Here is a 25,101-nt window from a genome sequence, read left to right as displayed (position 1 = left end):
AGCCCACGTACGTTGAATTCCAAACTGCATAAAAGTTAGCCCGCTATTCTAACCTATTTTCGGCACTGTTTTAGTCGAGCCTGCGGGCGAAGCTGAGCAAATTGGTCATGAAGTCGCCATTTGCCAACAGCGTATCGATCCACTGCCGAGCACCGGCGGTCAGCCCCGGCAAGTCCTGTTGTAACGCTGTCCAGCTTGTCGTCCAGTCAATTTCTCCCGGGTAAGCGCCATTCCAGGCGCGTGCCAGATCGATCAGCTCTGCGGTGGCCGGCTGGTAGATCTTGAGGAAGGCATTGAGCTTGACGTGGTGCAGGTTCTTGTCCTGCTGATAGATGTTCCAGATGAACGGTTTGCCGGCCCATTGACCGCGCACCCACGAGTCTTCGCCGCGCACGAAGTTGAGGTCGCAGCTCCATAACAGCTTGTCATAGTCGGGCTGCGGCACGAACGGCAAGACCCGTAGCGTCAGCGCGCCGCGGGTGGCGCTTGCGCCGGCTTGCGCGGCGGTGCCGAGAAACTGTTCGACGGCGGCGGGGGCGACGCCTTCGGGCACCAGGCAGGTCACCGGCAGCGCACTGTCTTGCCAGGCGGAAAACAATGCGGGCAGGGGCGCGTAGTCGTAGCAGAACAGCGAAACCTTGCAGCCTTGCATTTCCTGTTCGGTCACACCCAGGCTGGCCAGGAAAGCGCGGTCTTCACCCTGCTGCAGGAAAGCCTGGCGCCGCGCCAGGAGATCGGCCTCGACGCTGAGGCCACCGGTCTTCCGGTTGAAGCCGGGAAAGAAGAAATACTTGGTCAGCTTCAGTGAGCGGTGGGGCGAGGGCAGGGTGTGACAGCCTTCGACCCATTCTTCAGCCGACAAACCTTCGAGGTTGAACCACAAGGGCCGCACAGCGCGTTGCGCCATCGCTTCCACATACCGTGGCGGGATCTCGCAGCCAAAGAACTCGATGACGATATCGGCCACGTCGGCCGCGCTGAAGTCGCCATCCTGATCTTGCGCGCGCCAATGCCTGACCGTGACTGCCTGGACCTGCTGCAGCCCGGCGCCGATGTCGACCTCGGGGCAGAGACGCCGGAAACTGATCAGGTCATCGACCCACAGACGCACCGCAAGACCGTGTTCGTGTGTCAGCTGACGCGCCAGGCGCCAGCAGATGCCGATGTCGCCATAGTTGTCGACCACCTTGCAGAACAGGTCGAGAGTACGCAGCGGGTGGCCGGCGGCAGTGCGGATTTCACTAAACATGGCGGTGCCGACGCGGCGCATCGGTGCAAAAGAAGGACGGGGAAGTGCGCATCATACCGAAGTTGTCCCGGTGCCGGAAAAGCGGGTTGAAGCGGGTTGATCAGGGATTGAAGAACATCGTCAACTTATTTCAATTTAAATAGCTTGCAATTTAATATTGCACGATCTATTATGCATTCCATGGACAGCGTGGAACCCAGGCAGAAAAGAGCAGGGGCGGCGCCGAAACTGATTGCAGTAAGAAATATCGTCAAGATTTGATGGCTTTGATTAAATAGTTCGCTATTCTGTCGTTTGAGATTGAACCTGTCGGCACCGGCGGGTGCAGATCCCGGAACGAAGATGATTTACAGTAGTTCCGAAATAGCGGCAAACGTCTTGATGGTGCAAATTGCAGTACCTGCAAGTGCTTGATTTTTAATGAATGGTTGTCATGACCGACTCGGCCTGCGGGCCTTTAATCTGAAACCGAAAGGAAACATCATGAAAAAGCTCGAAAAAGCCCTGTACCAAGCCACCGCAACCGCTACCGGCGGCCGTGAAGGTTCCGCCAAGTCGTCCGACGGCGTGCTCGACATCAAGCTGTCGACCCCGAAGGAACTGGGCGGCGCAGGCGGCTCCGGCACCAACCCCGAGCAACTGTTCGCAGCCGGCTATTCGGCCTGCTTCCTGGGCGCATTGAAGTTCGTGGCGGGTCAGGACAAGGTTGCCCTGCCGGCAGATGCCAGCATCACCGGCACCGTGGGCATCGGCCAGATCCCGGCCGGTTTCGGCATCGAAGCCGAACTGAAGATTTCGCTGCCAGGCCTGGACCGCGCAGTGGCCCAGACGCTGGTCGACAAGGCGCACCAGGTTTGCCCTTACTCGAACGCCACCCGTGGCAACATCGATGTCACGCTGACACTGGTATAAGTCAGTGGCGGTGGTGCAAGATGTAACGCGCAACCCGCAACCGGCAGGCCAAAAAAAACCCGCGAACGAAAGTTCGCGGGTTTTTTCATTGCGGCAAGAATACTTAGGCCGCCCCACGCGCCTCGACATACAGCGAATACAGCGAGTGGCTGCTGGCCATGAACAGGCGATTCTTCTTGGCGCCGCCAAACACCAGGTTGGGGCAACGCTCCGGCAGGTGGATGTGGGCGATGGCCTTGCCCTGGGGATTGAACACACGCACGCCGTCGAGCTCGGCGGCGTTGGCTTCGAGCGAGCCGTTGCTGCCCCAGCCGCACCACAGGTTGCCGTCGGTATCGAGCTTGAAGCCATCGATGCCGCCGGGGCCGTTGGCATCGACTGCCAGGCGACGCTGGCCCAGGCGGGTGCCGTTGTCGGTCAGTTCATAGGCCCAGATCACGCGGTTGGGCGTAGCGCGCGACTCGTTGATGTAGAGCAGTTTTTCGTCCGGCGAGAACGCCAGGCCGTTGGGGCCGGCCAGGGCATCGGTGATCAGGCTCAGCTTGCCGCTCTGGCCGTCAATGCGATACACCGAATGCGGCAGCTCCGACACCTGCTTGTCGCCTTCCCATTCGCCGCCGATGCCGAATGGCGGATCGGTGAACCAGATCGAACCATCCGACTTGACGATGATGTCGTTGGGCGAGTTGAAGCGCTTGCCGTTGTAGCGGTCGGCCAGCACCGTGATGCTGCCATCGTATTCGGTGCGGGTCACGCGGCGGGTCAGGTGTTCGCATGACAGCAGGCGGCCCTGGCGGTCGCGCGCCAGGCCATTGCTGAAGTTGGAGGGCTGGCGAAACACCGAGGTCTGGCCGGTGGTTTCGTCCCAGCGCATGATGCGGTTGTTAGGGATGTCCGAAAACAGCAGGAAACGACCATCGCCGAACCAGACCGGACCTTCGACCCAGCGGAAGCCGCTGGCCAGTTGCTCGACGCCGGCGCTGAACAGGCGATATTTCAGGAAGCTCTTGTCCAGCACCTCGATGCTGGGATCCGGATAACGCTGGCTGGGCTTGAAATCGAAGCTCTGCGCCGTGGCGTTGATCGCCGCGCCGGCCATTGCCAGGCCACCCAGCAGGGCGGTGCGACGGCTGGTATTGATGGAGTTGGTCTTGTTCTCTGTCGACATCGTGGTTTCCAGTTGAGGGTGAAACGGAAGGTCATGTGTTAGGACATCGTATAACAGTAAGTAGCTTCCTGGCAACATTGGCGGCGACGCTCACTGGCATCGTTTTTTGTTAGATAAGTGTTTCTCGTGCTTTCCTACAAAGGCAGGGGAGGTCGGCTGATGTGGCATTGCCCGGGTTTCCAATAAGCTTGTTGTCAAGCTCAGCCGTGCCGCGCGGATGCAAGTCCGATCCGTCGCCACTACAACGATCGAGGTCAGGGGACCATCGCGCGCTGGGCGTCATCCAAAGGTTTTATATGCTGGGTTTCGATTTGCGTATCGCCAGAATCGTCTGGACCGTGGCGCTCGTGGCATTGCTGTTCTTCATCACCTATACGGTGTCGTCGACCTTGCTGGTGCTGGTGTTCGCGGTGTTCTTCAGCTATCTGGTGTATCCACTGGTGGAGCAGATGGAGCGGGTACGCCCGCGCCGGGTGCCGCGTACCGTCTCGATCGCCGTGGTGTTTGCGCTGGTGCTGGCGATCGTCGCGGCAGTTGCCGCCGTGTTCGGTTCGCGCATCCAGGAAGAGGCGCTGCACCTCAGTGAACAATTGCCTTCGCTGTTGCGATCCAACGATGTGGTCGCGCGCATCCCGCTGCCGGGGTTTGCCGAGCCGGTGCGCGAGCGCATCCTTGGCTTCCTGCGTGACCAGCTCGCCAGCGGCACCGACCAGGCCATGCCGCTGGCCAAGCAGTTCGGCGTCGGCATCATGCATGCGGCCAGCAACCTGATCTATCTGGTGCTGGTGCCGATCATCAGTTTCCTGCTGATCAAGGACGCGCCGGCCATTCGCGACGAGATGCTGTCCTGGATGAATGGCGGCAACCGTCGCCTGTGGAATAACATCATCAAGGATCTCGACGTGCTGCTGTCACGCTATGTGCGGGCCTTGCTGTTCCTGTCGATCGCCACCCTGGTGGCTTACAGCGTCGCCTTTTCGCTCATGGGCGTGCCTTATGCGATGCTGCTGGCGGGCCTGGCGGCGGTGCTTGAATTCATTCCTTTCGCCGGGCCGCTGGCGGCTAGCGCTGCGGCGTTGTTGGTGGCCGGGTTCAGCGGCTATCCGCATCTGCTGTGGCTGGTGGGCTTCATCGTCGCGTATCGCCTGTTCCAGGATTACGTGCTCAATCCTTATCTGATGAGCGAGGGCGTCGAGGTCAGTCCGCTGATGGTGATCCTGGGCCTGCTGGCCGGGGACCAGTTGGGCGGCGTGGCCGGGATCTTCCTGTCGGTGCCGGTCATGGCGGCATTGAAGATCATCTTTACGCGCGCGTCGGCGGCAAGAAAAGCCCGGCGCGCGGCAGAAGAACGCGAGGCGCAAGCCGCCGCCGATGCCCTAGAAAAAGCGGCCCTGGCCGCGCCACCGGCCGCACCGCCGACGGTGGTGCAGGTGCATATCGAGAAGCAATGACGGGTGGTGAGAGATGCTAGCGTGACGCCGGGAACCGCAGCGTAAATCGTATCCATCCCGGTTGCGGGCATTCGACCGTGGCCGCGCCGCGATGCAAGCCCATGATCGCCTTGACGATCGCCAGGCCCAGGCCGTTCGATTCGGTCAGCGCGCTGCGCGAGCGGTCGCCCCGGTAGAAGCGGTCGAACATGCGCGCCATGCTGTGCGGCAGGGCATCGGCGCTGCGGTTTTCGACCATGATGCTGCTGCCCTCGGCATCGACGTGGGTGCTGATGCGAATGGCGCCGCCCGCTTCGCCATGGCGTATCGCATTGACCACCAGATTGCCGACCGCGCGGCGCCACATATCAAGATTGGCGTGACAGGCGCCCGGCGCATCCAGCACCAGTTGCATGCCACGTTCATCGGCCAGGCCTTCGAAATAATCGACGATGCGGCGCAGTTCGGTGTCCAGTTCGAAGTCGCTGCAATCGACGGCCAGCGTGGCATGGTCGGCCTGGGCCAGGAACAGGATGTTCTCGATGATGCGTGACAGGCGTTGCAGTTCTTCGACGTTCGACTCCAGCAACTGCTCATATTCTTCAGTCGAGCGCCGCTGGCCCAGCGCCACCTGGCTCTGGCCCATGAGCACATTGACCGGGGTGCGAATCTCGTGGGCCAGGTCGCCCGAGAACTGCGACAGGTGCGCATAGCCGGCTTCCAGTCGATCGAGCATGGCGTTGAACGAAAGCGCGACGCGCCGCAGTTCTTCGGGCATGCCGTCCTGTTCCAGGCGGGTGCTCAGGTGGTCCGGCGTGATGCGCGCTGCGCGCCGGCTCATCTCTTGCAGCGGGCGCAAGCCATGGTGCAGCAGCAGCCAACCCAATAGCGCCGTCAGCAGCACCGCAGCGGCGGCTGCGCCGACGATGCGCCAGCGGTACGAGCGCATCATGCGCGCCTCTTCCACCATCACATAACCGGCCACGATCTCGACCGTGTTGTGGCCATCGCGCTCGTTGCCGACTTCGGCCAGGGCGGCCGTCCAGCGCACCCGCACGCCATCGGCGCGCACGCTGGTGAATAAATCATCGGCCGACAGGGGCGTACCGACCGGCACCGCTTCCATCTCGGGTGGCACCAGGCGATCGGGGTTGCTCTGGATGAACGGCGCCTCGCCCTGGCGACGGAAGATGCGCACGTCCTGCTCGTTGCCCATCATGCTCTCGAACAGCGCCGGGCGTTGCTCCATCTGCTCGACATTGACCAGGTCGCGCATGAGCGTGCGGAAGTGTTCGACGCGTCCCGTCAGCGCCTGGTTGGCGCGCAGCTCCAGCGACTCGCGCGCGGTGCCGTACAGGTACCAGCCCAGCGCCGTGACCACCGCCGCCGTGATCAGCGCAAACAGCAGCGCCACCCGCAGCGTCAGCGGCAGATGGCGCACCGAGAGGCGCTCGCTAGTGCTCATGCCTGTTCCGAAAACATGTAGCCGACGCTGCGCACGGTATGAATCAGCTTCTGCTCGAAAGGGGCGTCCAGCTTGGCGCGCAGGCGCTTGATGGCGACATCGACCACGTTGGTGTCGCTATCGAAATTCATGTCCCACACCTGGGATGCGATCACGCTGCGCGACAAGGCTTCGCCGCGACGCTTGATCAACAGGTGCAGCAGCATGAATTCCTTGTTGGTCAGGGCAATGTTGATGCCCTGGCGGGTGACCTTGTGGCGCACGTGATCCAGTTGCAGGTCGGCGATCTGGTAGACCTCGGTCTCGCGCTGCACGCCGCGCCGCAAAAGGGTGCGGATGCGCAAGACCAGTTCGGTGAACGAAAACGGCTTGACCAGGTAATCGTCGGCTCCCAGTTGCAGGCCGCGAATACGGTCGTCGACATGGTCGCGCGCGGTCAGGAACAGCACCGGCAAGTCATGCCTGGCGCGCAATGCGCTCATCACCTGCCAGCCGTCGAGCCCGGGCAGCATCACGTCCAGCACCACCAGGTCGTAATCGTTTTCCAGCGCCATGTGCAGGCCATCGGTGCCGTTGCGCGCCAGGTCGACCGCATAGCCGGATTCGCGCAGGCCTTTTTTAAGGTAGTCGCCGGTCTTGGGGTCGTCTTCGATTACGAGAATGGCCATGCGTATTTTGCCGGGATGAGAGAGAATCGAGCGTTGCAGTGATGATCGCCGGATTCTAGCAACCACGCGGACTTTCTTCATGACAAAATTGTCATCAAAATGCCATCCGGATGTCACCGCGTCGTCTTTAGCATGAACCCTGTCAGTAAGGCCATTGCCTTGCGCCAACCCCATTTGATGGAGCCACCATGCTGATCAAGATCCGTCCCGACCAGATCGAGATTCCGACCGCCTCCGAAATCACCCCGCGCGAAGTCTACCTGGCGCGCCGCAGTTTCATGGGCCGGGTGGCCGCCGGCGCGGCGCTGGCCAGCCTGGGCGGTTTTGGCGCGGTGGCATCGGCCTTCGCCCAGCAGGGCCGCAAGTTGCCGTCCAAACTAAACAATGCCTATGCGGTGATGGACAAGCAGACCGCCTACAAGGACGCCACGACCTATAACAATTATTACGAGTTCGGCACCGACAAGGCTGACCCCGCCAAGAACGCCGGGACTCTCAAGACCAGCCCATGGACGGTGTCGATCGAAGGCGAAGTCAAGAAACCGTTCACGCTCGACCTCGACGCCCTGATGAAGCTGGCGCCGCTGGAGGAGCGGGTCTATCGGCTGCGCTGCGTGGAGGGCTGGTCGATGGTGATCCCGTGGATCGGCTATTCGCTGTCGGCGCTGATCAAGAAAGCCGAGCCCACCGGCAACGCCAAGTATGTCGAATTCGTTACCCTGGCCGACAGCAAGCAAATGCCGGGGCTCAGCGACCCTATCCTCAAGTGGCCTTATCGCGAAGGCCTGCGCATGGACGAAGCCAATCATCCCCTGGCGTTGCTGACGTTCGGCATGTACGGCGAAGTGCTGCCCAACCAGAACGGGGCGCCGGTGCGCATCGTGTTGCCGTGGAAGTACGGTTTCAAGTCGGCCAAGTCGATTGTGGCCATCCGTTTTCTCAAGGAAGAACCCAAGACCGCCTGGAACCTGTACGCGCCCCAGGAGTACGGCTTCTATTCCAACGTCAACCCCAATGTCGACCACCCGCGCTGGTCGCAGGCCACAGAACGCCGCATCGGCGAAGACGGTTTCTTCGCGCCCAAGCGCAAGACCCTGATGTTCAACGGGTATAACGACGTGGCCGGGCTCTATACGGGCATGGACCTGCGCAAGTTCTACTGACAGGAACGCACCATGCCGTTAGCGCTTGCCCCCGCCGCTGTCCGCAACCTTCGCCCGCGCGCCGTCACGGTAGTCTGGTGGTTACTGCTGTTGCTGGCCGCCACGCCGCTGTTGCGGCTGCTGGTGCTGGGTTTCACCGGTGGGCTGGGCGCCAATCCGCTGGAGGCCATCACCCATGGCACCGGCGACTGGACCCTTTATCTGCTGTGCATCACGCTGGCGGTGACGCCATTGCGCAAGCTTACCGGCATCAACTGGCTGGTGCGCATGCGGCGCATGCTGGGGTTGATGGCATTCCTGTACATGGCGCTGCACTTCACCGCCTTCGTCTGGTTCGATCATTTCTTTGACCTGGCCGCGATCTGGACCGATATCGTCAAGCGCCCCTTCATCACGGTGGGCGTGATCGCCCTGGTACTGACGATCCCCCTGGCCATCACCAGCACCAACGGCATGGTGCGACGCCTGGGCGGCAAGCGCTGGGCCTTGTTGCACCGCCTGATCTACCTGATCGTGCCGCTGGGCGTATTGCATTACTGGTGGGATAAATCGGGCAAGAACCTGATTGCACAGCCCTTGCTGTTTGCCGTCATCGTCGGCGTGCTGCTGGCGCTGCGCCTGCTGTGGCGTCGCCGGGCTGCGGGATGAGACAATAGGGCGGTTCGCATCAGCTCGCACCGCCATGAATCCCACCGAATCACTTAGACAAGCCCACCAGTTATTCCAGCAAGAACAATACCGCCAGGCCGAAGAGGTCCTGCTGGCGTTGTTGCAGGACGTGCCGGACCAGGTCCAGGCGCTGCACCTGCTGGGCAGCGTCGCGGCCGCCCAATTGCGCTTCGACGAAGCGGCGCTGGTGTTGCAGCGTGCGTTGCGCGGACTCGCACCCGATGCCGCAGAAGGCATCGCCGTGCGTTACAAGCTGGGGCGTGCATTCTTCGAACTGGGGCGTCATGAAGATGCCTTCCTGCTGTTTCGCGCGTTGCTCGAATCGGGCCAGCAGCGTCCGGAAATCTTCCTCGCCGCGGCCGCCGCCCTGCAAGCGCTGGCACCGTCCGGGCGCAACGATCGGCAAGCGCTGCAGTTGATCGAAGACGCTTTGCAACTGCAACCCGATGCGGCCGATGCCTGGCATCGCAAGGCCATGCTCGAAGAGCGTGCCAAGCAGTTCGACGACGCCCGTCGCAGCATGACGCAGGCGCTGCGCCTGAACCGCCAGAGCGCCGTTTACTGGCTCGACGCCGGGCTGATCGAACATGCGGCCGGGGTCTATGAAGACGCGCTGCGTTATTTCGATGAAGCGTTGATCGTCGACCCCGAACTGGCCGATGCCCACGTCAGTCGCGGCACCAGCCTGGCCCGCCTGCGTCAATACGATGAAGCCATCGACAGCTATCGGCGCGCGCTGCGCTTTGCGCCCGGTGATGCCGATGCCAAGGTCAACCTGGCGCTCTCGTTGCTAGTGCTGGGGCAATGGCAAGAAGCACTGCCGCTGTATGAATGGCGCTGGGAAGGGCGCGCCGCCGACCCCTATCGTCACGCCGATATCCCCGCCTGGAACGGCGCCACGTCGCTGCTCGGCCGTTCTATCCTGCTATGGGCAGAGCAGGGGCACGGCGACACGATCCAGTTCTGTCGTTACGTGCAGCAAATGGTCGACGCCGGTGCGCAGGTCGTGCTGGAAGTCCCCGACAGCCTCAATATGTTGATGCGCAGCTTGCCGGTGGCAGAGGCGATTACCATCATCAGCAGCGGTGACGCGGTGCCGGCGGTGGACATGCAGTTACCGCTGATGAGCTTGCCGCTGGTGTGCAATACGCAGATCGATGCGATTCCTGCGGCGCCTTCTTACTTGCAGGCGGATGCGACACGGCGCGCCGCATGGCAAGCCCGCATCGACGGGATGGCGCCGCGCGAAGCAGGGCGTTTGCGGGTAGGCATCGTGTGTTCGGGCAACGCGGGCAACACCAATGATCGTCGACGCTCGATAGAATTGCAGCGTTTCGAGACCCTGGCGCAGGCCCGTCAGGACGTCGACTTTTTTGTCATCCAGCCCGACCTGCGTCGTGCCGATCATGAATGGCTGCAGGGGCGGTCGCGCTGGCACTGGGCAGGCGAGGGGATTGCCGATTTTGCCGACACCGCTGCCGTGCTCGGCTGCATGGACTTATTGATGTCGGTCGACACGGCAGCCGCGCACCTTGGCGGCGCACTGGGCATGCCGGTCTGGATTGCCCTGCCGTTTGCGCCGGACTGGCGCTGGTTGCTGAACCGCTTCGACTCGCCCTGGTATCCGAGCGCGCGCTTGTTCAGGCAGCCACAGGCGGGGCAGTGGGATGACACCATGCTGGCGTTGCGGGCGGCGTTGGCCGTCTGGAATCCTGGCGCGGTCAATGCAGTGCCGTCATCCTTCAAAGCCGATTAGGCGCATCCTCTTCAAAATAGAGCCGGGTGTTGTGGTGCACCTGAGGGTCATTCATCAATGCCTCTAGCGGCCACCAGCGCAGTTCCGCATGCTGGGCATCGGGCTGGATCGAGTAGCCTGGCGGCAGCGTGCAGGCACATCCCAGCGCCACGTAGTGGGTGCCCAGGTCGTCGCGGCCAAGCGCATTGTCGGCATAGATATGGTCATACGCGCCCAATAACTCCCAGGCTTGCAGCGCCACCCCGAGTTCGGCTTGTGCGATGCGTTGCACAGCGGTCTTCAGTTTCTCGTCTTTTCGGATGCGTCCACCGGGCACAAACCACGTTCCCTGTGCTGGACGGTTGCGACGCAACCCCAATAACACTTCGTCATGTTCATTGCGGATGATCAGGTCTACCGATACCAGCGGTGTGGCACTGATGACCAGGGCGAAGTCGTCGTCGTCGAGATGCATGGGTTGTCCTGGAAACAAGAAAGGTGATTTTTATAACATTAGCTTAGTTCAAGTTAAACATTCTGCGATGTTTTGTGATTTTATTTGCCTTATGGAAATCTTGGAGTATATTTCCATAAGGAAAATAAAATAATGATGGAGACAGACATGCGCACATACTTGTTATGGACCCTCTGCGCGATGGTCCTCTGTGGTTGCAGCAGATCACCGGCAGAGCAACTGGCCTACCAGCACGCTGAAGAGCAATCTCAAATCAACCGCGAGAATTTCGAACGTTATCGCCAGGCCATGGCGGATGACGACGACAGGACGGCGGCGCCTGTGGTGCTGACTTCCCGCCGTCAAAATTAACGGTGCGTGAATCGATGCCAGGCAGGGAACGTGGTTCTACTGCGATGCAGCACATGCAATGAACTCGCGACGTAGTGTCTTGATGCATACTCTCTCGTATCGAGTGAACATGAATCAGTCCCCCTATGCCGTTGTCTGCGGAACTTACAGCTTTCCTGGAAAAATCGCGTTGGCCATCAACCCTCACGGAAAGCCAGCTGGAGCGCTTGCGGCACGATATCTATGAGCGCTCCTTTCCGAGTGGCTCCATCATCTTTGCCAGGGGAACGCCGGCCGAACACTGGTTTGGAGTGGTTGACGGGATGATCAAGGTCGACACCGTTTCCCCTGATGGAAGGTCCACAACGTTTGCCGGGGTGCCCGCTGGCGCCTGGTTTGGTGAAGGCGCTGTATTGAAGAATACACCGCGTCCTTATTCCATCGTGGCCATTCGAGACAGCAAGCTGGCGTTCGTGCCGCGGACAACGTTCGAATGGCTGCTGCAACAAAGTACCTCGTTTAGTCGTTTCGTCATCGACCAGTTGAATTGGCGATGTGGCTATTACGTCGCCCTGATCGAGAATCGGCGACTGCGGGAAGCGCCAGCGCGGGTCGCATTCTGCTTGTCCGAATTATTCAATCCCCAGCTTTACCCATCCACGGAATCGACGTTGCAGTTGTCCCAGGAGGAGATTGGCCGTCTCTCGGGTTTGTCACGCCAGAATACCAACCGTGCGCTGCGCGAATTGGCCGATGCAAAGATGCTCGCCGTGGAATACGGCTCGGTCGTCATTCTTGATCTTCAGCGACTTCAGGAGTTCGCACGGCAGGACGAATAGTTAGGGGCGCCTGATATTGGCACCCAGACGAAACAACGGCGCCGATGAGGCGCCGTTTCCGTTCAAGCCTTGGCCAACTCGGTGATGGCAGATTTGCTTCCCGCCTGCTCTCTCAGTTTGAATTTCTGGATCTTACCTGTCCCGGTCCTGGGCAGCGTGCAAAAGACCACGCGCTTCGGGCATTTGTATCGCGCCAGGCGTTCGCGGCAGAACGTGATGATTTCTTCCTCGCTCGGCGGCGCAATGCCGTCCTTGAGTTCGATGAAGGCGCAAGGCGTTTCGCCCCATTTCACATCTGGCTGGGATACGACGGCGGCAATCAGGACGGCGGGGTGACGATGCAGGATGTCCTCTACCTCCACCGAGGAAATGTTTTCTCCCCCCGAAATGATCACATCCTTGGCCCGATCCGTAATCTGAACATAGCCATCGGGGTGCACCACCGCGACATCTCCGGTGTGAAACCAGCCCCCCGAGAAGGCGCTCCTGGTTGCCTCCTCGTTCTTCAGATAACCCTTCATGATGATGTTGCCCCTGAGAAGCAACTCCCCTTGCGTGCGGCCGTCGAAGGGAACCGGATCAAGCGTGTCCGGATTGGCCACCAGCAAGGATTCCAGCCCCGCCGAGCGGTTTCCTTGTCGCGCCATCAGCCGGGATTGCTCGTCCTTGTCCAGCGTTGACCATTGCGGGTTGATATAACAACTCACCGGTGTTCCGGAGGCTTCTGTAATTCCATAGACGTGCTCTACCTCGAAGCCCAGCGCCAGCACTGCCTTGAGAACGGTTGCCGGTGGCGGAGAGCCGGCTGTGCGGATGCGAACGGTGCGAGGCAGCGGACGCTTGTCGGTCTCAGGCGCGCTGGCGATCGAGGCCAGGATGATCGGCGCTGCGCAAAAGTGATCCACGCCATGATCTGCAATCGCGTCGAAGATACTCCTGGCGGTGACCTTGCGCATGCAAACATGGGTGCCGCCCGCAGCCGTGATGGCCCAGGTAAAGCACCAGCCGTTGGCATGGAACATCGGCAGCGTCCACAAATAGGTTGGATGGCGCGGCATGCCCCAGTCGGTCAGCTGCAGCATGCTCATCAGATAGGTGCCGCGATGACTGGGCACCACACCCTTGGGATCAGAAGTGGTCCCGGATGTGTAGTTCAGCGCAATGGCGTCCCATTCGTCAACCGGCCACACCCCCGGAAAACCGGGATCTCCTTCTGCAAGTAACGCTTCATAGTCGAGCGCGCCGATCGGGTTTCCCGGTGGCGCCTCCAGGTCATTGATATCGACGATCAGCGGCTTGATGGGAACCCCTTCGACAGCCTGTGCAACGAGATCCGAAAACTCGCGATCCACCAGCAGGACCTTGCACTCTCCATGCATCAGGGTGAATCGAACGCCGTCCGGGTCCAGCCTGCAGTTGATGCTGTTCAGTACCGCGCCGCTGAGCGGTACGCCGAAATGCGCCTCCAGCATGGCGGGCGTATTGGGCGCCAGGATGGAGACGGTGTCGCCCGGCAGGACGCCACGCCGGACCAGGGCGCTGGCCAGGCGACGGCAGCGCAGGCGTGTCTCGTGCCAGGTCTGTATGAATTGGCCATGTATCACGGCGACCCGGTCCGGATATTGTTCTGCGCTACGGTCGAGAAAGTGAAGTGGCGTCAATGGCACATGATTGGCTGGCGACCGGGGAAGCCCGTTCGCATAGATGGAGTTTTGCATCTCACGTCTCCTGAATTATTTAGATTTATTGGATGCGACGATCTCTCGCGCTCCGTCCAGAGGCAAGCGCCGCTTTCCTGGAGTCCTAATGTAGGTCCGGAGCATGTCTGCAGACTGTCCTGAACAAGACATTGCTTCCGCATTTGGATCTCTGGTTTTCAAATGTCTTGAATCCGACAATGTCTCAAACAGGACAGCACGTATCCGTCATCGCCACTAATCTCCGTTACTGCGCCGACGCCCATCGGCGAACTGAAAAAAGACAAGGAGATGACGATGGAGCGAGAAGGGCCGCCCCCGATGAATGACGAATCTTTGCGTGAAGCCATTGAATGGGCCATCGCAACACGGCGCAGTATTCGCGCCTTCCTTCCCACTGAGGTTTCAAGAGCAACGATTGAAGAGATTCTGGATGTGGCGCGATTCGCCGCCACTGGCGTGAACCTTCAACCCTGGAATGTGCATGTGGTAACCGGGGCTGCGAGGACACGGCTGTGTGCTGCGATTCATGCGGTGGACGATACCCCTCGACTGGCTGCGCAACACAGCGATGAATGGGAGTACTACCCGACCCAGTGGATCTCGCCCTACATCGACAGACGACGCGAGGTGGGCTGGAATCTATACGGATTGCTTGGTATCGAGAAGGGCGATAAAGAGCGCATGCACACCCAGCATGGCCGTAACTATTCGTTCTTCGATGCCCCGGTGGGACTGTTCTTCACGGTCAATCGGGTGATGCAGCAGGGCAGCCTGCTGGACATCGGGATGTTCATGCAGAACGTCATGATCGTTGCGCGCGCACATGGGCTTGATACCTGTCCCCAGGCCGCGTTCATGAAATACCACAAGATCATCCGGGCCGAACTCGATGTCCCTTCCGAAGAGATGTTCGTGGTCGGCATGAGCCTGGGCTATGCGGATAACGAAAGAATTGAAAACACCTTGATCACGAGACGGGAGGGCGTCGCTTCATTCACGAAGTTCCATGGCAAGTAATACCTACAAAAAACAAGGAGGATGACATGCAACAAATCGACGTTATTAAACTGGCCAATGGAGCCAGGTTCAACGGTTTTCACCGGCTGGTGCTGTTCTGGGGAGTGTTGATTCTTATCCTGGATGGTTATGACCTGGCCGTCGTCGGCGCCGCCCTGCCATCGATCATGAAGGAGATGGGGGTTGATGCATCCAAGGCCGGCTTCATGGCCAGCTCGGCGTTGTTCGGCATGATGTTCGGCGCCATGTTCTTCGGCACCCTGGCAGACAAGATCGGGCGGCCCCTCATGCTGGCCATCGGCGTGGCCACGTTCAGCGTCTTCACGGCAGCTGCCGGGCTTGCGCATGATCCTGTCACCTTCAGCGTACTGCGCTTCCTGGCGGGCCTGGGCATTGGCGGCGTGCTTCCGGTCGTGACCGCCCAGATGGGAGAATTTTCGCCGGTGAAGGTCCGCGCGCGCCTGGTCACCATCGTCTTCGCCGGGTATTCGGTCGGGGGCGTACTTGTTGCCCTGACGGGAAAGCAACTCATCGAAGCGTACGGCTGGCAGTCGGTCTTCTTCGTGGCGGGGTTGCCGGTGCTGCTGGTGCCGTTCATCCTCAAGACCATGCCGGAATCGATGGCGACACTGCACCGCAAGGGCCGCCAGGACAAGCTCGCGCAAATCGTGCGCAAGATCGATCCCGATCTCCCATTGTCCGGCAGTGAAGAATTTATCCTGCCTCCCTCCGAGCGCGTAGAGAATGCGCCTGTGAAGATGCTCTTCGCCAATGGCCGGGGTTTCAGCACCCTCATGATCTGGGTCGCCTATTTCACCGGACTGTTCATGGTGTATTCCCTCAGCTCATGGTTGACCAAGCTCATGGCAATGGCTGGCTACAGCCTGGGTTCCGCACTCAACTTCGTTCTGGTATTCAACTTTGGCGCGATGGTGGGGGCGGTCGGTGGTGGCTGGCTCGGCGATAAATTCAATATCAAGCATGTACTGGTGGTGTTCTATATCGTGGGCGCAGTGTCGCTGACCATGATGGGTTATACCAAAGAGACATGGTTGCTGTTCGTGGTGGTCTTCATCGTCGGCGCGTCCACCTTGGGCACCCAGCTGCTGGCCTATGCCTACGCGGGGGAGTTCTATCCGGTAGCCATTCGCTCCACCGGGGTCGGTTTTGCCTCCGGCGTTGGCCGCCTCGGTGCGATTATTGCGCCGGTGCTGATCGGTGCCCTGATGGGCTTGCAGCTTCCTCTTGAGCAGAACTTCTTTGGCATTGCGTTCGCCGGTCTGATCGGAGCGGTTGCGGTGATGCTCATCAACCACAAGCTGTCAGGCGATCGCTCCGTCGCAAGGTCGGCGCCGAAGGCCCAGGCGGTTTCATAAGGGCATCGTCCGGCTTGCTCGAATGGGTAGTTTGTCCGTGGTCTATCTCCTGCAGCGTATGCAGCATCAAGGCAGCCTCGTGCTGCCTGGCGAGATAGCCCGGGTGCGGGCCGGACTGAAACTGGACTGGGGTCGTGCCCAAATGTTATTTTGTCGGGATCATCGATCCAACTCTCCGTTCCCATGACTTCAGCGCTTCCCGTAGCACTCGTGACCGGATCCACATCCGGAATTGGCCTGGCGATTGCGCGCCGGCTCGCCCGGCAAGGCTATGCAGTTGTCGTGCATTCCCGCTCCTCGCGGGAAACCGGTGAGCGGATCGCTGGCGAGTTGCCCGGTGCGCACTATGTTCAGGAAGACCTGTCGACGGAACAGGGCCGCCAGCGCCTGATCGCCGGCGTGCTTGATCACTATGGACGGCTTGATGTACTGGTCAACAATGCCGGGATCAGCCGGGTCATCCCGCACGGAGAGCTCCTTGCCGCCACATCGGCTATCTGGCATGAACTCAATGAAGTCAACCTGGTTGCCCCATTTCATCTGGTCGCCCTGGCCGAACAAGCCTTGCGTGCATCGGCAAGGGCGGGGCATCCAGCGTGTGTGATCAATATCAGCTCCCACGCCGGGGTGCGTCCCAAGGGGGCTTCGATTCCTTATGCCGCGTCAAAGGCGGCATTGAACCATGTCACGAAACTGCTCGCCCTTTCGCTGGCGCCCGAGATTCGCGTCAATGCGATCGCGCCAGGCCTGGTCGACACGCCGCTGACGGCCGACTGGGTTCAGGCGCAGGAACTGTGGCGCAATCGTTCGCCAATGAAACGGGCAGCGACACCAGAAGATATCGCCGACCTGGTCGTCTTGCTGCTGGAAAGTAAATATCTTACTGGCGAGATCATGGTGGCAGACGGCGGACTGAACCTGACATAGGCGATCACGCACGTCGCCTACAGCGACGTATAAATCCTATCCGTTGCGGATTTTCCCGCGCAGCAAATCCTTCCTGAACGACCCGGGGCTGGCGCCGGTCCATTTGCGGAACGCCCGGTGGAAAGCGCTCGGTTCGGCGAAGCCAAGCTGATTTGCAATGCTCGCCACACTCATTTCATCGTGCCCCAGCAGCGACTGCGCCAGCCCGCTGCGCAGCTCATCCTTGAGCGACGCATAGCTTTGTCCTTCCTCACGCAAGCGTCTTCTCAGGGTCGCTGGCGAGAGCGCCATCTGCGCCGCCAGCTGGTCAAAGTCGGGCCAGTCGCAGGGAGCGATTTGCTTTAGTCGCGACCTGAGCCTTGTGACCCAGCCGGTGTCATGGCGGTAACGCACCAGCAGGTTGGCGGGCGTCTCTTTCAGGAAGTCTCTTAGCGCGAGTTCCGTGCGGATCACGGGCAAGGCGAGGTAGTCGGCATCAAACGTGAGGAGGCATTGCGGTTGATTGAAATGAACCGGCACCCCAAAGAATTGTGCATAGTCCGCCCGGTTCTCAGGCATGGAGCAGGCGAAGTCTATCCGCTGCAGGGGAATCCGGCGTCCGACCAGCCAGCAGGCCAGCCCCAGCACCAACAGCAGAAAGGTGCGATAGGCAAACGCAGGGTAAGAGGAGCGATTCTTGATCAGCACGATATGAGCCCGGCCGTCGCTGACATGCAGCTCTCCATAGGGTTCGTCGAGGACCACCCGGAGAAACCGCAGGGTGCGCTGCAAGGCCCGCTCAAGCGTGCGGGCATGCATGACCGCATGACAGAGCAAGGTAAAGCTGCCGCGCCGCATCGGCCGGGCAGATAACCCGAAAAATTCGTCGTCGGTGCAATTGGCGATCTCCAGCCACAATTTTCCATATTGCGCTGCACTGATCGCATCCTTCGAATGTTCGTCCACCCCTGCGGCTTTCAGAATCGGGTCAACCGCGTACCCGTGCCGGACCAGTCCGCCCAGGGCGTCTTCAACAAATGCGTACGGGATGCTCTGGATATCCATGAACTTAGTCGAAGTGGCAAAAGCGCTCAGAAATATGGCCTGGAATTGTCATTGATTGCAATGTTTCACATGTTTAGTATCCATATCAACTACACGGCAAAGTGTAATCGACAATCCCGTAACGATGGACATCAAGCGATGGTGTCAATGTACGCAGCAACTCGAGGAGCAGAGATGGGAATCAAACACGGGGTCTATGTTGTCACTGGCGCTGCGTCGGGCCTGGGTCATGCGGTTGCCCGCATGTTGATCGGCGCGGGGGCCAAGGTGGTGCTGGCCGATGTCAATCCTGACGCAGGCGCGAAGGCAGAGGCCGCCCTGGGCGCCAACGCAAGGTTCGTCCAGACCGATGTCACCAGCGAATCGAGCGCCGTGGAAGCATTTGCGGCAGCCAGCGCACTCGGAAGGGTAGTTGGCCTCATCAATTGCGCCGGCGTCGCGCCAGGTGAAAAAATTCTTGGCAAGGACGGCCCTCATCGCCTGGACAGCTTTGTGCGGGCGTTGAACATCAACCTGGTCGGCACCTTCAACATGGTGCGGCTGGCAGCCGAACACATCGCCAGATCGGAGCCGGATGAGCACGGCGAGCGTGGGGTCATCATCAACACAGCATCGATTGCCGCCTTTGATGGCCAGGTCGGACAGGCCGCCTATGCGGCGTCCAAGGGCGGCGTGGTGGCGATGACCTTGCCGCTCGCCCGTGAGCTTTCGCGTCACGGCATTCGCGTCATGACGATTGCGCCGGGCATCATCGAAACGCCGATGATGCTCGCGATGCCGTCCGAGGTCCTTGCCTCGTTGGGCAAGAGCGTCCCTTTCCCGCCGCGCCTCGGAAAACCCGAGGAGTTTTCATCGCTAGTCGAGCACATCCTGCAGAACCACTATCTCAATGGGGAAGTGATTCGTATGGATGGCGCATTGCGCATGAACGCAAAATAAAACTTCACCAATGCGGTCCAGGCTCACTGGCCGGAAAGAACTCCTATGTCTACTGATTCCGTCGTGATCGTCTCCGCTGCCCGTACGCCGATGGGCAGCTTCCAGGGCGCATTCGCCGATATCGCCGCGCCGCAACTTGGCGCCTTCGCGATCCAGGCCGCAGTGAGCCGTTCGGGCATTCCGGCCGGGCGTGTCGAGCAGGTCTTCATGGGGTGCGTGCTGCAGGCCGGGCTCGGCCAGGCACCCGCTCGTCAGGCCGCCTTGCGGGCGGGACTGCCCGTGTCGGCGACATGCACCACGATCCACAAGGTATGCGGCTCAGCCATGATGTCGGTCATGCTGGCCCATGACAGCATTCTTGCGGGTTCGGCCAGCGTCATCGTCGCCGGTGGCATGGAGTCGATGAGCAACGCCCCGTACTTGCTGCCGAAGGCACGACGCGGCTATCGCCTCGGTCACGACAGGCTGGTCGATCATATGTTCTTCGATGGTCTCGAGGATTCCTACTCCGATGAGAATCGAGGTCGGCTGATGGGTACCTTTGCCGAGGATTGCGCAGCTTCCTTCAATTTCAGCCGTGAAGAGCAGGACGCCTATGCCATCCGTTCAACGATTCGCGCCAAGGCGGCCAGTCTCGATGGCAGCTTTTCCTGGGAGATCGTACCGGTCACCGTATCCGGCAGGAAAGGGGAGATTGTCGTGGAACAGGATGAAGGCCCATTTGCGGTCAACCTCGATCGCATTCCGACCTTGAAGCCGGCATTCAGGAAAGACGGTACCGTTACTGCCGCCAATTCATCATCCATTTCGGACGGTGCCGCAGCGCTGGTGCTGATGAGGGAGTCAGAGGCAAGAAAGATGGGGCTGCACCCGGTGGCTCGGATTCTGGGGCATGTCACGCATGCCGGCGAGCCCGAGAAATTTCCTGTTGCACCGATAGGCGCCGTACAGAAGTTATTCGCCAGGACCGGCTTGAATGTCGACACGACCGACCTGTTCGAGATCAATGAGGCATTCGCGACCGTACCCATGGCGCTCAGCAGGGAACTGGGCGTGGACCCCGACAAGATCAACATCCATGGTGGTGCGTGCGCACTTGGCCACCCCATTGGGGCATCCGGTGCGCGCATCATCGTGACCTTGCTCGGCGCGTTGAAGAAGACCGGCAAGAAAACCGGCATCGCCAGCTTGTGCCTGGGCGGCGGTGAGGCGACCGCCATCGCCGTGGAAATGTTATGAATTCAGCACAGCCATACAAGACGGTCCTGTTGGACGTCGTGGGGCGGGTCGGCGTGCTCACCCTGAATCGACCGGAACAACTCAATGCGATCAATGATGAACTGGCTGACGACCTGAAGGCCGGCCTGCAGTTTCTGGAAGTGTCGGACGTCGTCGGATGTATCGTGATTACCGGATCGTCGAAAGCCTTTGCGGCGGGCGCCGATCTCACTGCGCTGGCACCGATGACGCATGCACAAGCTTATAGAGACGGACTGATCAGTCGCAACTGGGAGTGCATTGCGCAATGTCGCAAGCCTGTCATCGCCGCTGTTTCCGGCTTTGCATTGGGTGGCGGTTGTGAATTGGCAATGATGTGCGACATGATCTTCGCGGCCGATACGGCCAGGTTTTCCCAACCGGAGGTCAAGCTGGGCTTGCTGCCGGGCGCCGGCGGCACCCAGCGGCTTCCGCGTTCCGTAGGCAAGGCCAAAGCGATGGACATGTGCTTGTCGGGTCGGATGATCGGGGCAGAAGAAGCAGAGAGAATGGGGCTGGTCGCAAGAATATTTCCGGCCGCCGACTTGTTGAGGGAAACCATGGTCGCGGCTGCGGAAATCGGTTCGTTCTCGATTCCCGTGCTGATGATGATCAAGGAATCGGTCAATCGCGCATTCGAGACTGGATTGAGCGAAGGGGTTCTCTTTGAACGAAGGGCTTTTCATTCGGTATTCGGCTTCAATGATGCGCACGAAGGCATCGATGCCTTCCTGAGCAAAAGAAAACCGTCCTTCAGCGATAGCTGATCATCAGGGAAACCCGAGGCAATCACTGTCCAGAGCTGTTAATAGGTCGGGCCGTTCTGTATTCCTCTATTCGAATGATGGACCACCGGCGCATTTCCACGCTGACCGCGCAAGGCCATGTTCAGTGCTTGGCTGACCTCTTCTGTCTGCAAACTACCGTACACGTGGTACCCAACGATCTTGCGCGACCAGATATTCGTGCGCAAACTCAAATACACTAATTTCCCTCTTGTCGGTAGTTAAGTGGTGCCAGCTACCTGGACCTGCATCGGCCTCGTCGACACGACTTGTTCCGGTGTTTCTTTACAGTCGGCGGCGGGCACATGACCAACAGCGAAAATTTGCCGAAAAGAGAAGCTGTTTGGGCGGCAGGAGTATGCAGCCTGTACTACCGATAGATCTCGGGAGTCTATAATTCAGCCATAGTAAAAAATGGGCAGCCGCCCAAAAGAATACCGGGAAATTCATGTCACTTCAGAAGCGCGTAAACGAGCTCGATCTACTCAGGTTTCTTGCTGCCGTAGCAGTAATGTTCTTTCATTTTGCGTTTAGGGGGCACGCTGCTGACGGCTACACCCAGATGGACTATCTGGCTCTTAAGCCAGTGGCGAAGTACGGCTATTTAGGCGTCTATTTTTTCTTCATGATCAGCGGGTTTGTGATCTTCATGACCGCCTCTAACAATTCTGTTCGAGGCTTCTTTATTTCTCGTTTTACCCGCCTGTATCCGGCGTTTTGGATATGCTGTTCGGTAACGTTTCTAACTTCTTTAGTAATCGGTGGTGCCAGATTTCCCGTTTCATTGTGGCAATACATCGTCAATATGATCACATTGGGATCCTCATCATCGGTTCCGCAAATAGATGGTGTGTATTGGTCGTTATGGATTGAAATCAGATTTTATTTTCTTGTTCTTCTGTTCATGGCCTTGCGGCTGATCCGATACGAGCAGACATTTCTTTGGGTTTGGGCAGTGGGCACCTGGATTTTGGAACACCATCCAATAAGGGCGCTCAACGATTTATTCGTAGTCGAATATGCTTGGTATTTCATCGCCGGTGCAGCCATGTACCAATTGTGGAGTAAAGGGCCAGCATGGCATCGATTTGCGCTCATTCTTCTTTCATTCGTTCTGTCGACGCTTAAGGCTATGGAATTTGTGCAATCCATGGCTAGCTATTACAAAACCGATTTCAGCTCGATAAGCGTGGCTATATGCATGGCCGTGTTCTTTTTGATCATGCTTCTGATCTCACTACGGAAAACGATGAATTTAGGTCGCCAGCACTGGGCCACTCTCGGGGCGATAAGCTACCCGCTATACCTGATCCACCAGTATTTTGGTTACATGATCGCTAACCGTTTTTTGCTGTACTGGGACTCTGTTACGGTCTTCTGGCTGACTGTTGGAATTTCATTGCTGCTGGCATGGCAGATACACGTCTGGCTAGAAAAGCCATTGTCGCGTGCGTTGAAAGCGTTGCTGGAGTTTTTTCCTAAGTCGCGCCGTATAAAGAGTGAAATGTCTTCATAGGCGCAAGGTGGCGAGCATCTCCATCAACTTCAAACGGTAAGGGATGAGGTTCTGCTTTCGATTCAATTGATGAGAAGCACAATGCAGTGTTCCTGCTGCTGTCACGATGGGATAGCTGGCTCAATGCCAGAGATGCAGTGATTGCGCGCATATATCTGCAGAACTATTCGGCAGATTTCATTAAGGCATCGGCGGAAAAAGACTATCGGGGGCTATCCTCAAATATGGGGATAGTCACCAAAATTGGATATTGCGGAGAAAATAATAAATTGAATAACGAAAAAGGCCTCCAATCGCTTGGAGGCCTTTTGTATTCTGGTGGGGCGTCACAGATTCGAACTGTGGACCTACGGATTAAGAGCCAGATCAAGCACGCTTATCATCACACAGAATTACTGGTGGTTACAACGTTTTTTATCACTAGTGATTACTTATGTGTACTGAAAATGACGCAGTCGTTCCGGCAAAATTCCGGCACCCTGGGTGTCAGTTGAATCAGGAAGTGGTGTCCTCTTTCTTTACTTCTCGCACCTCCGCATTGGTCGCGCTAGTGCAGCCTTTCCCTCCCAACATTCCGGGATCTGGCTTATTTGCCTTTCGTGCTTCTTTTACGAGTTCTGCTGTCGCGGTAGCAGGATCAAATGGCTTGGTGCACAGAAGCTTAATTCCTCCAAAACCATATCTTACGTAGGCGTCCACAAAAGTTAGCTCCGCTGGCCTTTGCGGATCTAAAGACACGCTTTTTTCACTTGAAGTTTGTAGTGTGAAGCCCGCTGTCTTCAGAGAGGAGGAAAGAGATGGTTCGCGAACCTGAAATGTCCGTAATTCGTTGCTGTAAATTCCAGCAAAGCCTAAAACCTTGGATGATACTGGCGCAAAAAAGGCTGCTGCCATCAGAATCACATATGACATCCCGAAACCTGTAATCACAGCTCCCTTTGTCGCGCTTTTCCTATCAGTTGTGGTGGTCCGAAAATTCAAATACACGAATCCGGGCAGCAAACTAACAATGGAAATTATGATACAAATGACAATGACGCCTAGAGATTCCCAGCGCTCAATATCAGGAATTTTCCTCGCGACTTCAAAGCCAATTAGCAAAGGAAAGCTGGTCGCTATCATCGGCAGCATGGCACCGGCCACCCACACCAAATTTGCCATATGCAACCCAATCTTCTTCGGATCTTTTTTCAGCTCTTTGTACTTAAGAAGGCTGCGAATGAAAAAGACACTCACGGGAACTGATAGTGCGATCAACAAGATGATGCCTAGCCCTTTGTCGTAAAACATAGAAACGACGAACGCGACGATCCAACCGAGCATTGACCATCGAAAGCTTGATGCGATTTCTTGTGAGACAACCTTTTTTGCGTCGTGAAGTGAAACGATTCCTATCAGAGCTAGGGATGGGATCGCGAATTGTAGAAGAATTGCAAAAGCGAGGAGTAGTGCAGCGAGGAACAGAAAGGCTAATCCGGCTACTGTCATTGCTGAGTCTAAGAAAAGACCTTCCCAATGAATGGAACGCAGATAGACCCATATGAGAAGTCCTGGCGGAAGAAGCGCTATGGGAGCTAATTTCCAAGCGACATCCATTGTGTCTTTTACGATAGCGAGATATTCGCGATAGAGCGCTTTAAAGTTTGGAGCAGTCGGCTTTTCCTTTTCTTTGCTTGGAGAGCCTTCCAGATAGATCAATTCTGAATGAAGTTTTAACTCCGGTGCCTTTTGATTTTTCGTTCTCTTTAGCCAACCATGAAAAGTTTGCAGAATGCCAGATTTACCTTTTGTATGAGCTTTTTTTGAAGACATGTTTTCTCGATTTTCTCTAGTAAACGTTTGCGTGGAATGCTGTATAAATATACATATAAAGTTTCCATGCTAAAAGTTTCTTGTGATATTTCCCCCCAAAGCAATATGCTTTGCGAAGAGATTGCTTCGACACAAATATCCGCCGAGAGCGCGAGTGGAGTGGACATCTCCAAAATTAGGCTAACGCCTAGAGCGAAATAAATCAGGGACTTAGAGGGCGTGAGCTTAATAAAAAAATCGGTCAAAATCGCCACAGTTGCGCTGATTTTTGTACTGAACTGCGAATTGTGTCGGATAGCCCGATTTTTTCGGCTATTCGGCGCATGGTTCCCTGTATTGCCCTACGTTGCGTATAGCGAGATGTGAGGTGCATCCCCACGTGGTTCTTTTATGTTCGCCGGCACCATCGTTCACGGTTCAACCGTTCTTACGTCTTTCTTCTTTTCGACGTTCTTTGCCGTTGTAAGGAGCATTTTCATCACACTGGGATTGGCTTGGACCAGTCTCGCATCCTCTCGACTAGGCAAGATTGCTTGAAAATTGTGAACTGGTAGTACATCCAAGCCGATAAAATAGATTTTTCTCCTTGGGGGGAGGAAATACATTCAGCTGCCAGATGCGGTCA

Annotated in this window: 23 protein-coding genes; 15 read left to right on the top strand and 8 right to left on the bottom strand. The window is 58.1% G+C overall.

The features are described from left to right. Nucleotides 1-70 precede the first annotated feature (70 nt). Nucleotides 71-1,249 (bottom strand): elongation factor P maturation arginine rhamnosyltransferase EarP, encoded by a 1,179-nt coding sequence (gene earP / locus LBW87_RS02100; protein WP_225199772.1) that lies wholly within the window; start codon nt 1,247-1,249, stop codon nt 71-73. 483 nt (nt 1,250-1,732) lie between these two features. On the opposite strand from earP, the gene LBW87_RS02095 reads away from it, so the two are divergent. Next, nucleotides 1,733-2,161, top strand: a complete 429-nt coding sequence (locus tag LBW87_RS02095) for an organic hydroperoxide resistance protein (RefSeq protein WP_225199771.1) — start codon at nt 1,733-1,735, stop codon at nt 2,159-2,161. A gap of 103 nt (nt 2,162-2,264) precedes the next feature. Here the strand turns inward: LBW87_RS02095 and LBW87_RS02090 are convergent, their stop codons facing one another. Continuing rightward, a complete protein-coding gene (locus LBW87_RS02090; RefSeq protein WP_225199770.1) occupies nt 2,265-3,329 on the bottom strand; it encodes an SMP-30/gluconolactonase/LRE family protein in 1,065 nt (354 codons plus the stop codon). A gap of 296 nt (nt 3,330-3,625) precedes the next feature. Here LBW87_RS02090 and LBW87_RS02085 point away from each other — a divergent pair, with 296 nt between their 5' ends. Beyond that, the gene (locus LBW87_RS02085; RefSeq protein ID WP_225199769.1) at nt 3,626-4,780 is read left to right on the top strand and encodes an AI-2E family transporter; all 1,155 of its coding nucleotides are present in this window, start codon (nt 3,626-3,628) and stop codon (nt 4,778-4,780) included. Nucleotides 4,781-4,796: 16 nt separating this feature from the next. Here the strand turns inward: LBW87_RS02085 and LBW87_RS02080 are convergent, their stop codons facing one another. Next, a complete protein-coding gene (locus LBW87_RS02080; protein WP_225199768.1) occupies nt 4,797-6,224 on the bottom strand; it encodes a heavy metal sensor histidine kinase in 1,428 nt (475 codons plus the stop codon). Then, on the bottom strand, nt 6,221-6,892 hold the full coding sequence (locus tag LBW87_RS02075; RefSeq protein WP_225199767.1) for a heavy metal response regulator transcription factor: 672 nt from the start codon (nt 6,890-6,892) through the stop codon (nt 6,221-6,223). The genes LBW87_RS02080 and LBW87_RS02075 overlap by 4 nt, the downstream gene beginning before the upstream one ends. A gap of 188 nt (nt 6,893-7,080) precedes the next feature. On the opposite strand from LBW87_RS02075, the gene msrP reads away from it, so the two are divergent. The 3 genes from msrP to LBW87_RS02060 are packed head-to-tail and all read left to right on the top strand — an operon-like array spanning nt 7,081 to nt 10,480. Continuing rightward, the gene (gene msrP / locus LBW87_RS02070) at nt 7,081-8,055 is read left to right on the top strand and encodes a protein-methionine-sulfoxide reductase catalytic subunit MsrP (protein WP_225199766.1); all 975 of its coding nucleotides are present in this window, start codon (nt 7,081-7,083) and stop codon (nt 8,053-8,055) included. 12 nt (nt 8,056-8,067) lie between these two features. After that, nucleotides 8,068-8,703: a sulfite oxidase heme-binding subunit YedZ gene (locus LBW87_RS02065; RefSeq protein ID WP_225199765.1), complete on the top strand. Its 636-nt coding sequence runs from the start codon at nt 8,068-8,070 to the stop codon at nt 8,701-8,703. 34 nt (nt 8,704-8,737) lie between these two features. Beyond that, entirely contained in the window at nt 8,738-10,480 is a 1,743-nt protein-coding gene (locus tag LBW87_RS02060; protein ID WP_225199764.1) for a tetratricopeptide repeat protein, read from the top strand. On the opposite strand, the gene LBW87_RS02055 is transcribed toward LBW87_RS02060, so the two are convergent. Further along, entirely contained in the window at nt 10,467-10,934 is a 468-nt protein-coding gene (locus tag LBW87_RS02055) for a GDP-mannose mannosyl hydrolase (protein WP_225199763.1), read from the bottom strand. The genes LBW87_RS02060 and LBW87_RS02055 overlap by 14 nt on opposite strands. A gap of 147 nt (nt 10,935-11,081) precedes the next feature. On the opposite strand from LBW87_RS02055, the gene LBW87_RS02050 reads away from it, so the two are divergent. Continuing rightward, entirely contained in the window at nt 11,082-11,285 is a 204-nt protein-coding gene (locus tag LBW87_RS02050) for a hypothetical protein (RefSeq protein ID WP_225199762.1), read from the top strand. A 125-nt stretch (nt 11,286-11,410) separates the two neighbouring features. Next, nucleotides 11,411-12,103 carry a Crp/Fnr family transcriptional regulator gene (locus LBW87_RS02045; protein WP_225199761.1) on the top strand — a complete coding sequence of 231 codons (693 nt, stop codon included), beginning with the start codon at nt 11,411-11,413 and terminating at the stop codon, nt 12,101-12,103. Between the two features lie 62 nt (nt 12,104-12,165). Here the strand turns inward: LBW87_RS02045 and LBW87_RS02040 are convergent, their stop codons facing one another. After that, nucleotides 12,166-13,821: an AMP-binding protein gene (locus LBW87_RS02040; protein WP_225199760.1), complete on the bottom strand. Its 1,656-nt coding sequence runs from the start codon at nt 13,819-13,821 to the stop codon at nt 12,166-12,168. 276 nt (nt 13,822-14,097) lie between these two features. Between LBW87_RS02040 and LBW87_RS02035 the strand changes: the two genes are divergently transcribed. From LBW87_RS02035 to LBW87_RS02025, 3 genes are all read left to right on the top strand, one after another. Continuing rightward, nucleotides 14,098-14,820 (top strand): nitroreductase, encoded by a 723-nt coding sequence (locus LBW87_RS02035; protein WP_225199759.1) that lies wholly within the window; start codon nt 14,098-14,100, stop codon nt 14,818-14,820. A gap of 26 nt (nt 14,821-14,846) precedes the next feature. Further along, entirely contained in the window at nt 14,847-16,196 is a 1,350-nt protein-coding gene (locus LBW87_RS02030; RefSeq protein ID WP_225199758.1) for an MFS transporter, read from the top strand. Between the two features lie 183 nt (nt 16,197-16,379). Beyond that, entirely contained in the window at nt 16,380-17,123 is a 744-nt protein-coding gene (locus LBW87_RS02025; protein WP_225199757.1) for an SDR family NAD(P)-dependent oxidoreductase, read from the top strand. 36 nt (nt 17,124-17,159) lie between these two features. On the opposite strand, the gene LBW87_RS02020 is transcribed toward LBW87_RS02025, so the two are convergent. After that, the gene (locus LBW87_RS02020; protein ID WP_225199756.1) at nt 17,160-18,167 is read right to left on the bottom strand and encodes an AraC family transcriptional regulator; all 1,008 of its coding nucleotides are present in this window, start codon (nt 18,165-18,167) and stop codon (nt 17,160-17,162) included. A 174-nt stretch (nt 18,168-18,341) separates the two neighbouring features. Between LBW87_RS02020 and LBW87_RS02015 the strand changes: the two genes are divergently transcribed. The 5 genes from LBW87_RS02015 (at nt 18,342) to LBW87_RS01990 (ending at nt 23,158) form a co-directional block, all read left to right on the top strand. After that, the gene (locus LBW87_RS02015) at nt 18,342-19,106 is read left to right on the top strand and encodes an SDR family NAD(P)-dependent oxidoreductase (protein ID WP_225200327.1); all 765 of its coding nucleotides are present in this window, start codon (nt 18,342-18,344) and stop codon (nt 19,104-19,106) included. Between the two features lie 45 nt (nt 19,107-19,151). Beyond that, nucleotides 19,152-20,345, top strand: coding sequence for an acetyl-CoA C-acyltransferase (locus LBW87_RS02010; protein WP_225199755.1), 1,194 nt, complete (start codon nt 19,152-19,154; stop codon nt 20,343-20,345). Continuing rightward, entirely contained in the window at nt 20,342-21,130 is a 789-nt protein-coding gene (locus LBW87_RS02005) for an enoyl-CoA hydratase-related protein (RefSeq protein WP_225199754.1), read from the top strand. The genes LBW87_RS02010 and LBW87_RS02005 overlap by 4 nt, the downstream gene beginning before the upstream one ends. 466 nt (nt 21,131-21,596) lie before the next feature. Continuing rightward, nucleotides 21,597-22,664, top strand: a complete 1,068-nt coding sequence (locus LBW87_RS01995; protein ID WP_225199753.1) for an acyltransferase family protein — start codon at nt 21,597-21,599, stop codon at nt 22,662-22,664. An 86-nt stretch (nt 22,665-22,750) separates the two neighbouring features. Further along, nucleotides 22,751-23,158 carry a hypothetical protein gene (locus LBW87_RS01990; RefSeq protein WP_225199752.1) on the top strand — a complete coding sequence of 136 codons (408 nt, stop codon included), beginning with the start codon at nt 22,751-22,753 and terminating at the stop codon, nt 23,156-23,158. A 1-nt stretch (nt 23,159) separates the two neighbouring features. On the opposite strand, the gene LBW87_RS01985 is transcribed toward LBW87_RS01990, so the two are convergent. Beyond that, nucleotides 23,160-24,476, bottom strand: a complete 1,317-nt coding sequence (locus LBW87_RS01985) for a hypothetical protein (RefSeq protein WP_225199751.1) — start codon at nt 24,474-24,476, stop codon at nt 23,160-23,162. Nucleotides 24,477-25,101 lie beyond the last annotated feature (625 nt).

It is taken from the genome of Herbaspirillum sp. alder98 (assembly GCF_020179755.1).
GTDB lineage: Bacteria > Pseudomonadota > Gammaproteobacteria > Burkholderiales > Burkholderiaceae_D > Herbaspirillum.
Note: the sequence above shows the minus strand (reverse complement) of the source record. Positions and strands in the feature narration are given on the sequence as shown.

Excerpts from the sequence above, each read along its gene's own strand:
- earP (WP_225199772.1), bottom strand. The coding sequence starts at position 1,249 with ATGTTTAGTGAAATCCGCACTGCCGCCGGCCACCCGCTGCGTACTCTC.
- LBW87_RS02095 (WP_225199771.1), top strand. The coding sequence starts at position 1,733 with ATGAAAAAGCTCGAAAAAGCCCTGTACCAAGCCACCGCAACCGCTACC.
- LBW87_RS02090 (WP_225199770.1), bottom strand. The coding sequence starts at position 3,329 with ATGTCGACAGAGAACAAGACCAACTCCATCAATACCAGCCGTCGCACC.
- LBW87_RS02085 (WP_225199769.1), top strand. The coding sequence starts at position 3,626 with ATGCTGGGTTTCGATTTGCGTATCGCCAGAATCGTCTGGACCGTGGCG.
- LBW87_RS02080 (WP_225199768.1), bottom strand. The coding sequence starts at position 6,224 with ATGAGCACTAGCGAGCGCCTCTCGGTGCGCCATCTGCCGCTGACGCTG.
- LBW87_RS02075 (WP_225199767.1), bottom strand. The coding sequence starts at position 6,892 with ATGGCCATTCTCGTAATCGAAGACGACCCCAAGACCGGCGACTACCTT.
- msrP (WP_225199766.1), top strand. The coding sequence starts at position 7,081 with ATGCTGATCAAGATCCGTCCCGACCAGATCGAGATTCCGACCGCCTCC.
- LBW87_RS02065 (WP_225199765.1), top strand. The coding sequence starts at position 8,068 with ATGCCGTTAGCGCTTGCCCCCGCCGCTGTCCGCAACCTTCGCCCGCGC.
- LBW87_RS02060 (WP_225199764.1), top strand. The coding sequence starts at position 8,738 with ATGAATCCCACCGAATCACTTAGACAAGCCCACCAGTTATTCCAGCAA.
- LBW87_RS02055 (WP_225199763.1), bottom strand. The coding sequence starts at position 10,934 with ATGCATCTCGACGACGACGACTTCGCCCTGGTCATCAGTGCCACACCG.
- LBW87_RS02050 (WP_225199762.1), top strand. The coding sequence starts at position 11,082 with ATGCGCACATACTTGTTATGGACCCTCTGCGCGATGGTCCTCTGTGGT.
- LBW87_RS02045 (WP_225199761.1), top strand. The coding sequence starts at position 11,411 with ATGCCGTTGTCTGCGGAACTTACAGCTTTCCTGGAAAAATCGCGTTGG.
- LBW87_RS02040 (WP_225199760.1), bottom strand. The coding sequence starts at position 13,821 with ATGCAAAACTCCATCTATGCGAACGGGCTTCCCCGGTCGCCAGCCAAT.
- LBW87_RS02035 (WP_225199759.1), top strand. The coding sequence starts at position 14,098 with ATGGAGCGAGAAGGGCCGCCCCCGATGAATGACGAATCTTTGCGTGAA.
- LBW87_RS02030 (WP_225199758.1), top strand. The coding sequence starts at position 14,847 with ATGCAACAAATCGACGTTATTAAACTGGCCAATGGAGCCAGGTTCAAC.
- LBW87_RS02025 (WP_225199757.1), top strand. The coding sequence starts at position 16,380 with ATGACTTCAGCGCTTCCCGTAGCACTCGTGACCGGATCCACATCCGGA.
- LBW87_RS02020 (WP_225199756.1), bottom strand. The coding sequence starts at position 18,167 with ATGGATATCCAGAGCATCCCGTACGCATTTGTTGAAGACGCCCTGGGC.
- LBW87_RS02015 (WP_225200327.1), top strand. The coding sequence starts at position 18,342 with ATGGGAATCAAACACGGGGTCTATGTTGTCACTGGCGCTGCGTCGGGC.
- LBW87_RS02010 (WP_225199755.1), top strand. The coding sequence starts at position 19,152 with ATGTCTACTGATTCCGTCGTGATCGTCTCCGCTGCCCGTACGCCGATG.
- LBW87_RS02005 (WP_225199754.1), top strand. The coding sequence starts at position 20,342 with ATGAATTCAGCACAGCCATACAAGACGGTCCTGTTGGACGTCGTGGGG.
- LBW87_RS01995 (WP_225199753.1), top strand. The coding sequence starts at position 21,597 with ATGTCACTTCAGAAGCGCGTAAACGAGCTCGATCTACTCAGGTTTCTT.
- LBW87_RS01985 (WP_225199751.1), bottom strand. The coding sequence starts at position 24,476 with ATGTCTTCAAAAAAAGCTCATACAAAAGGTAAATCTGGCATTCTGCAA.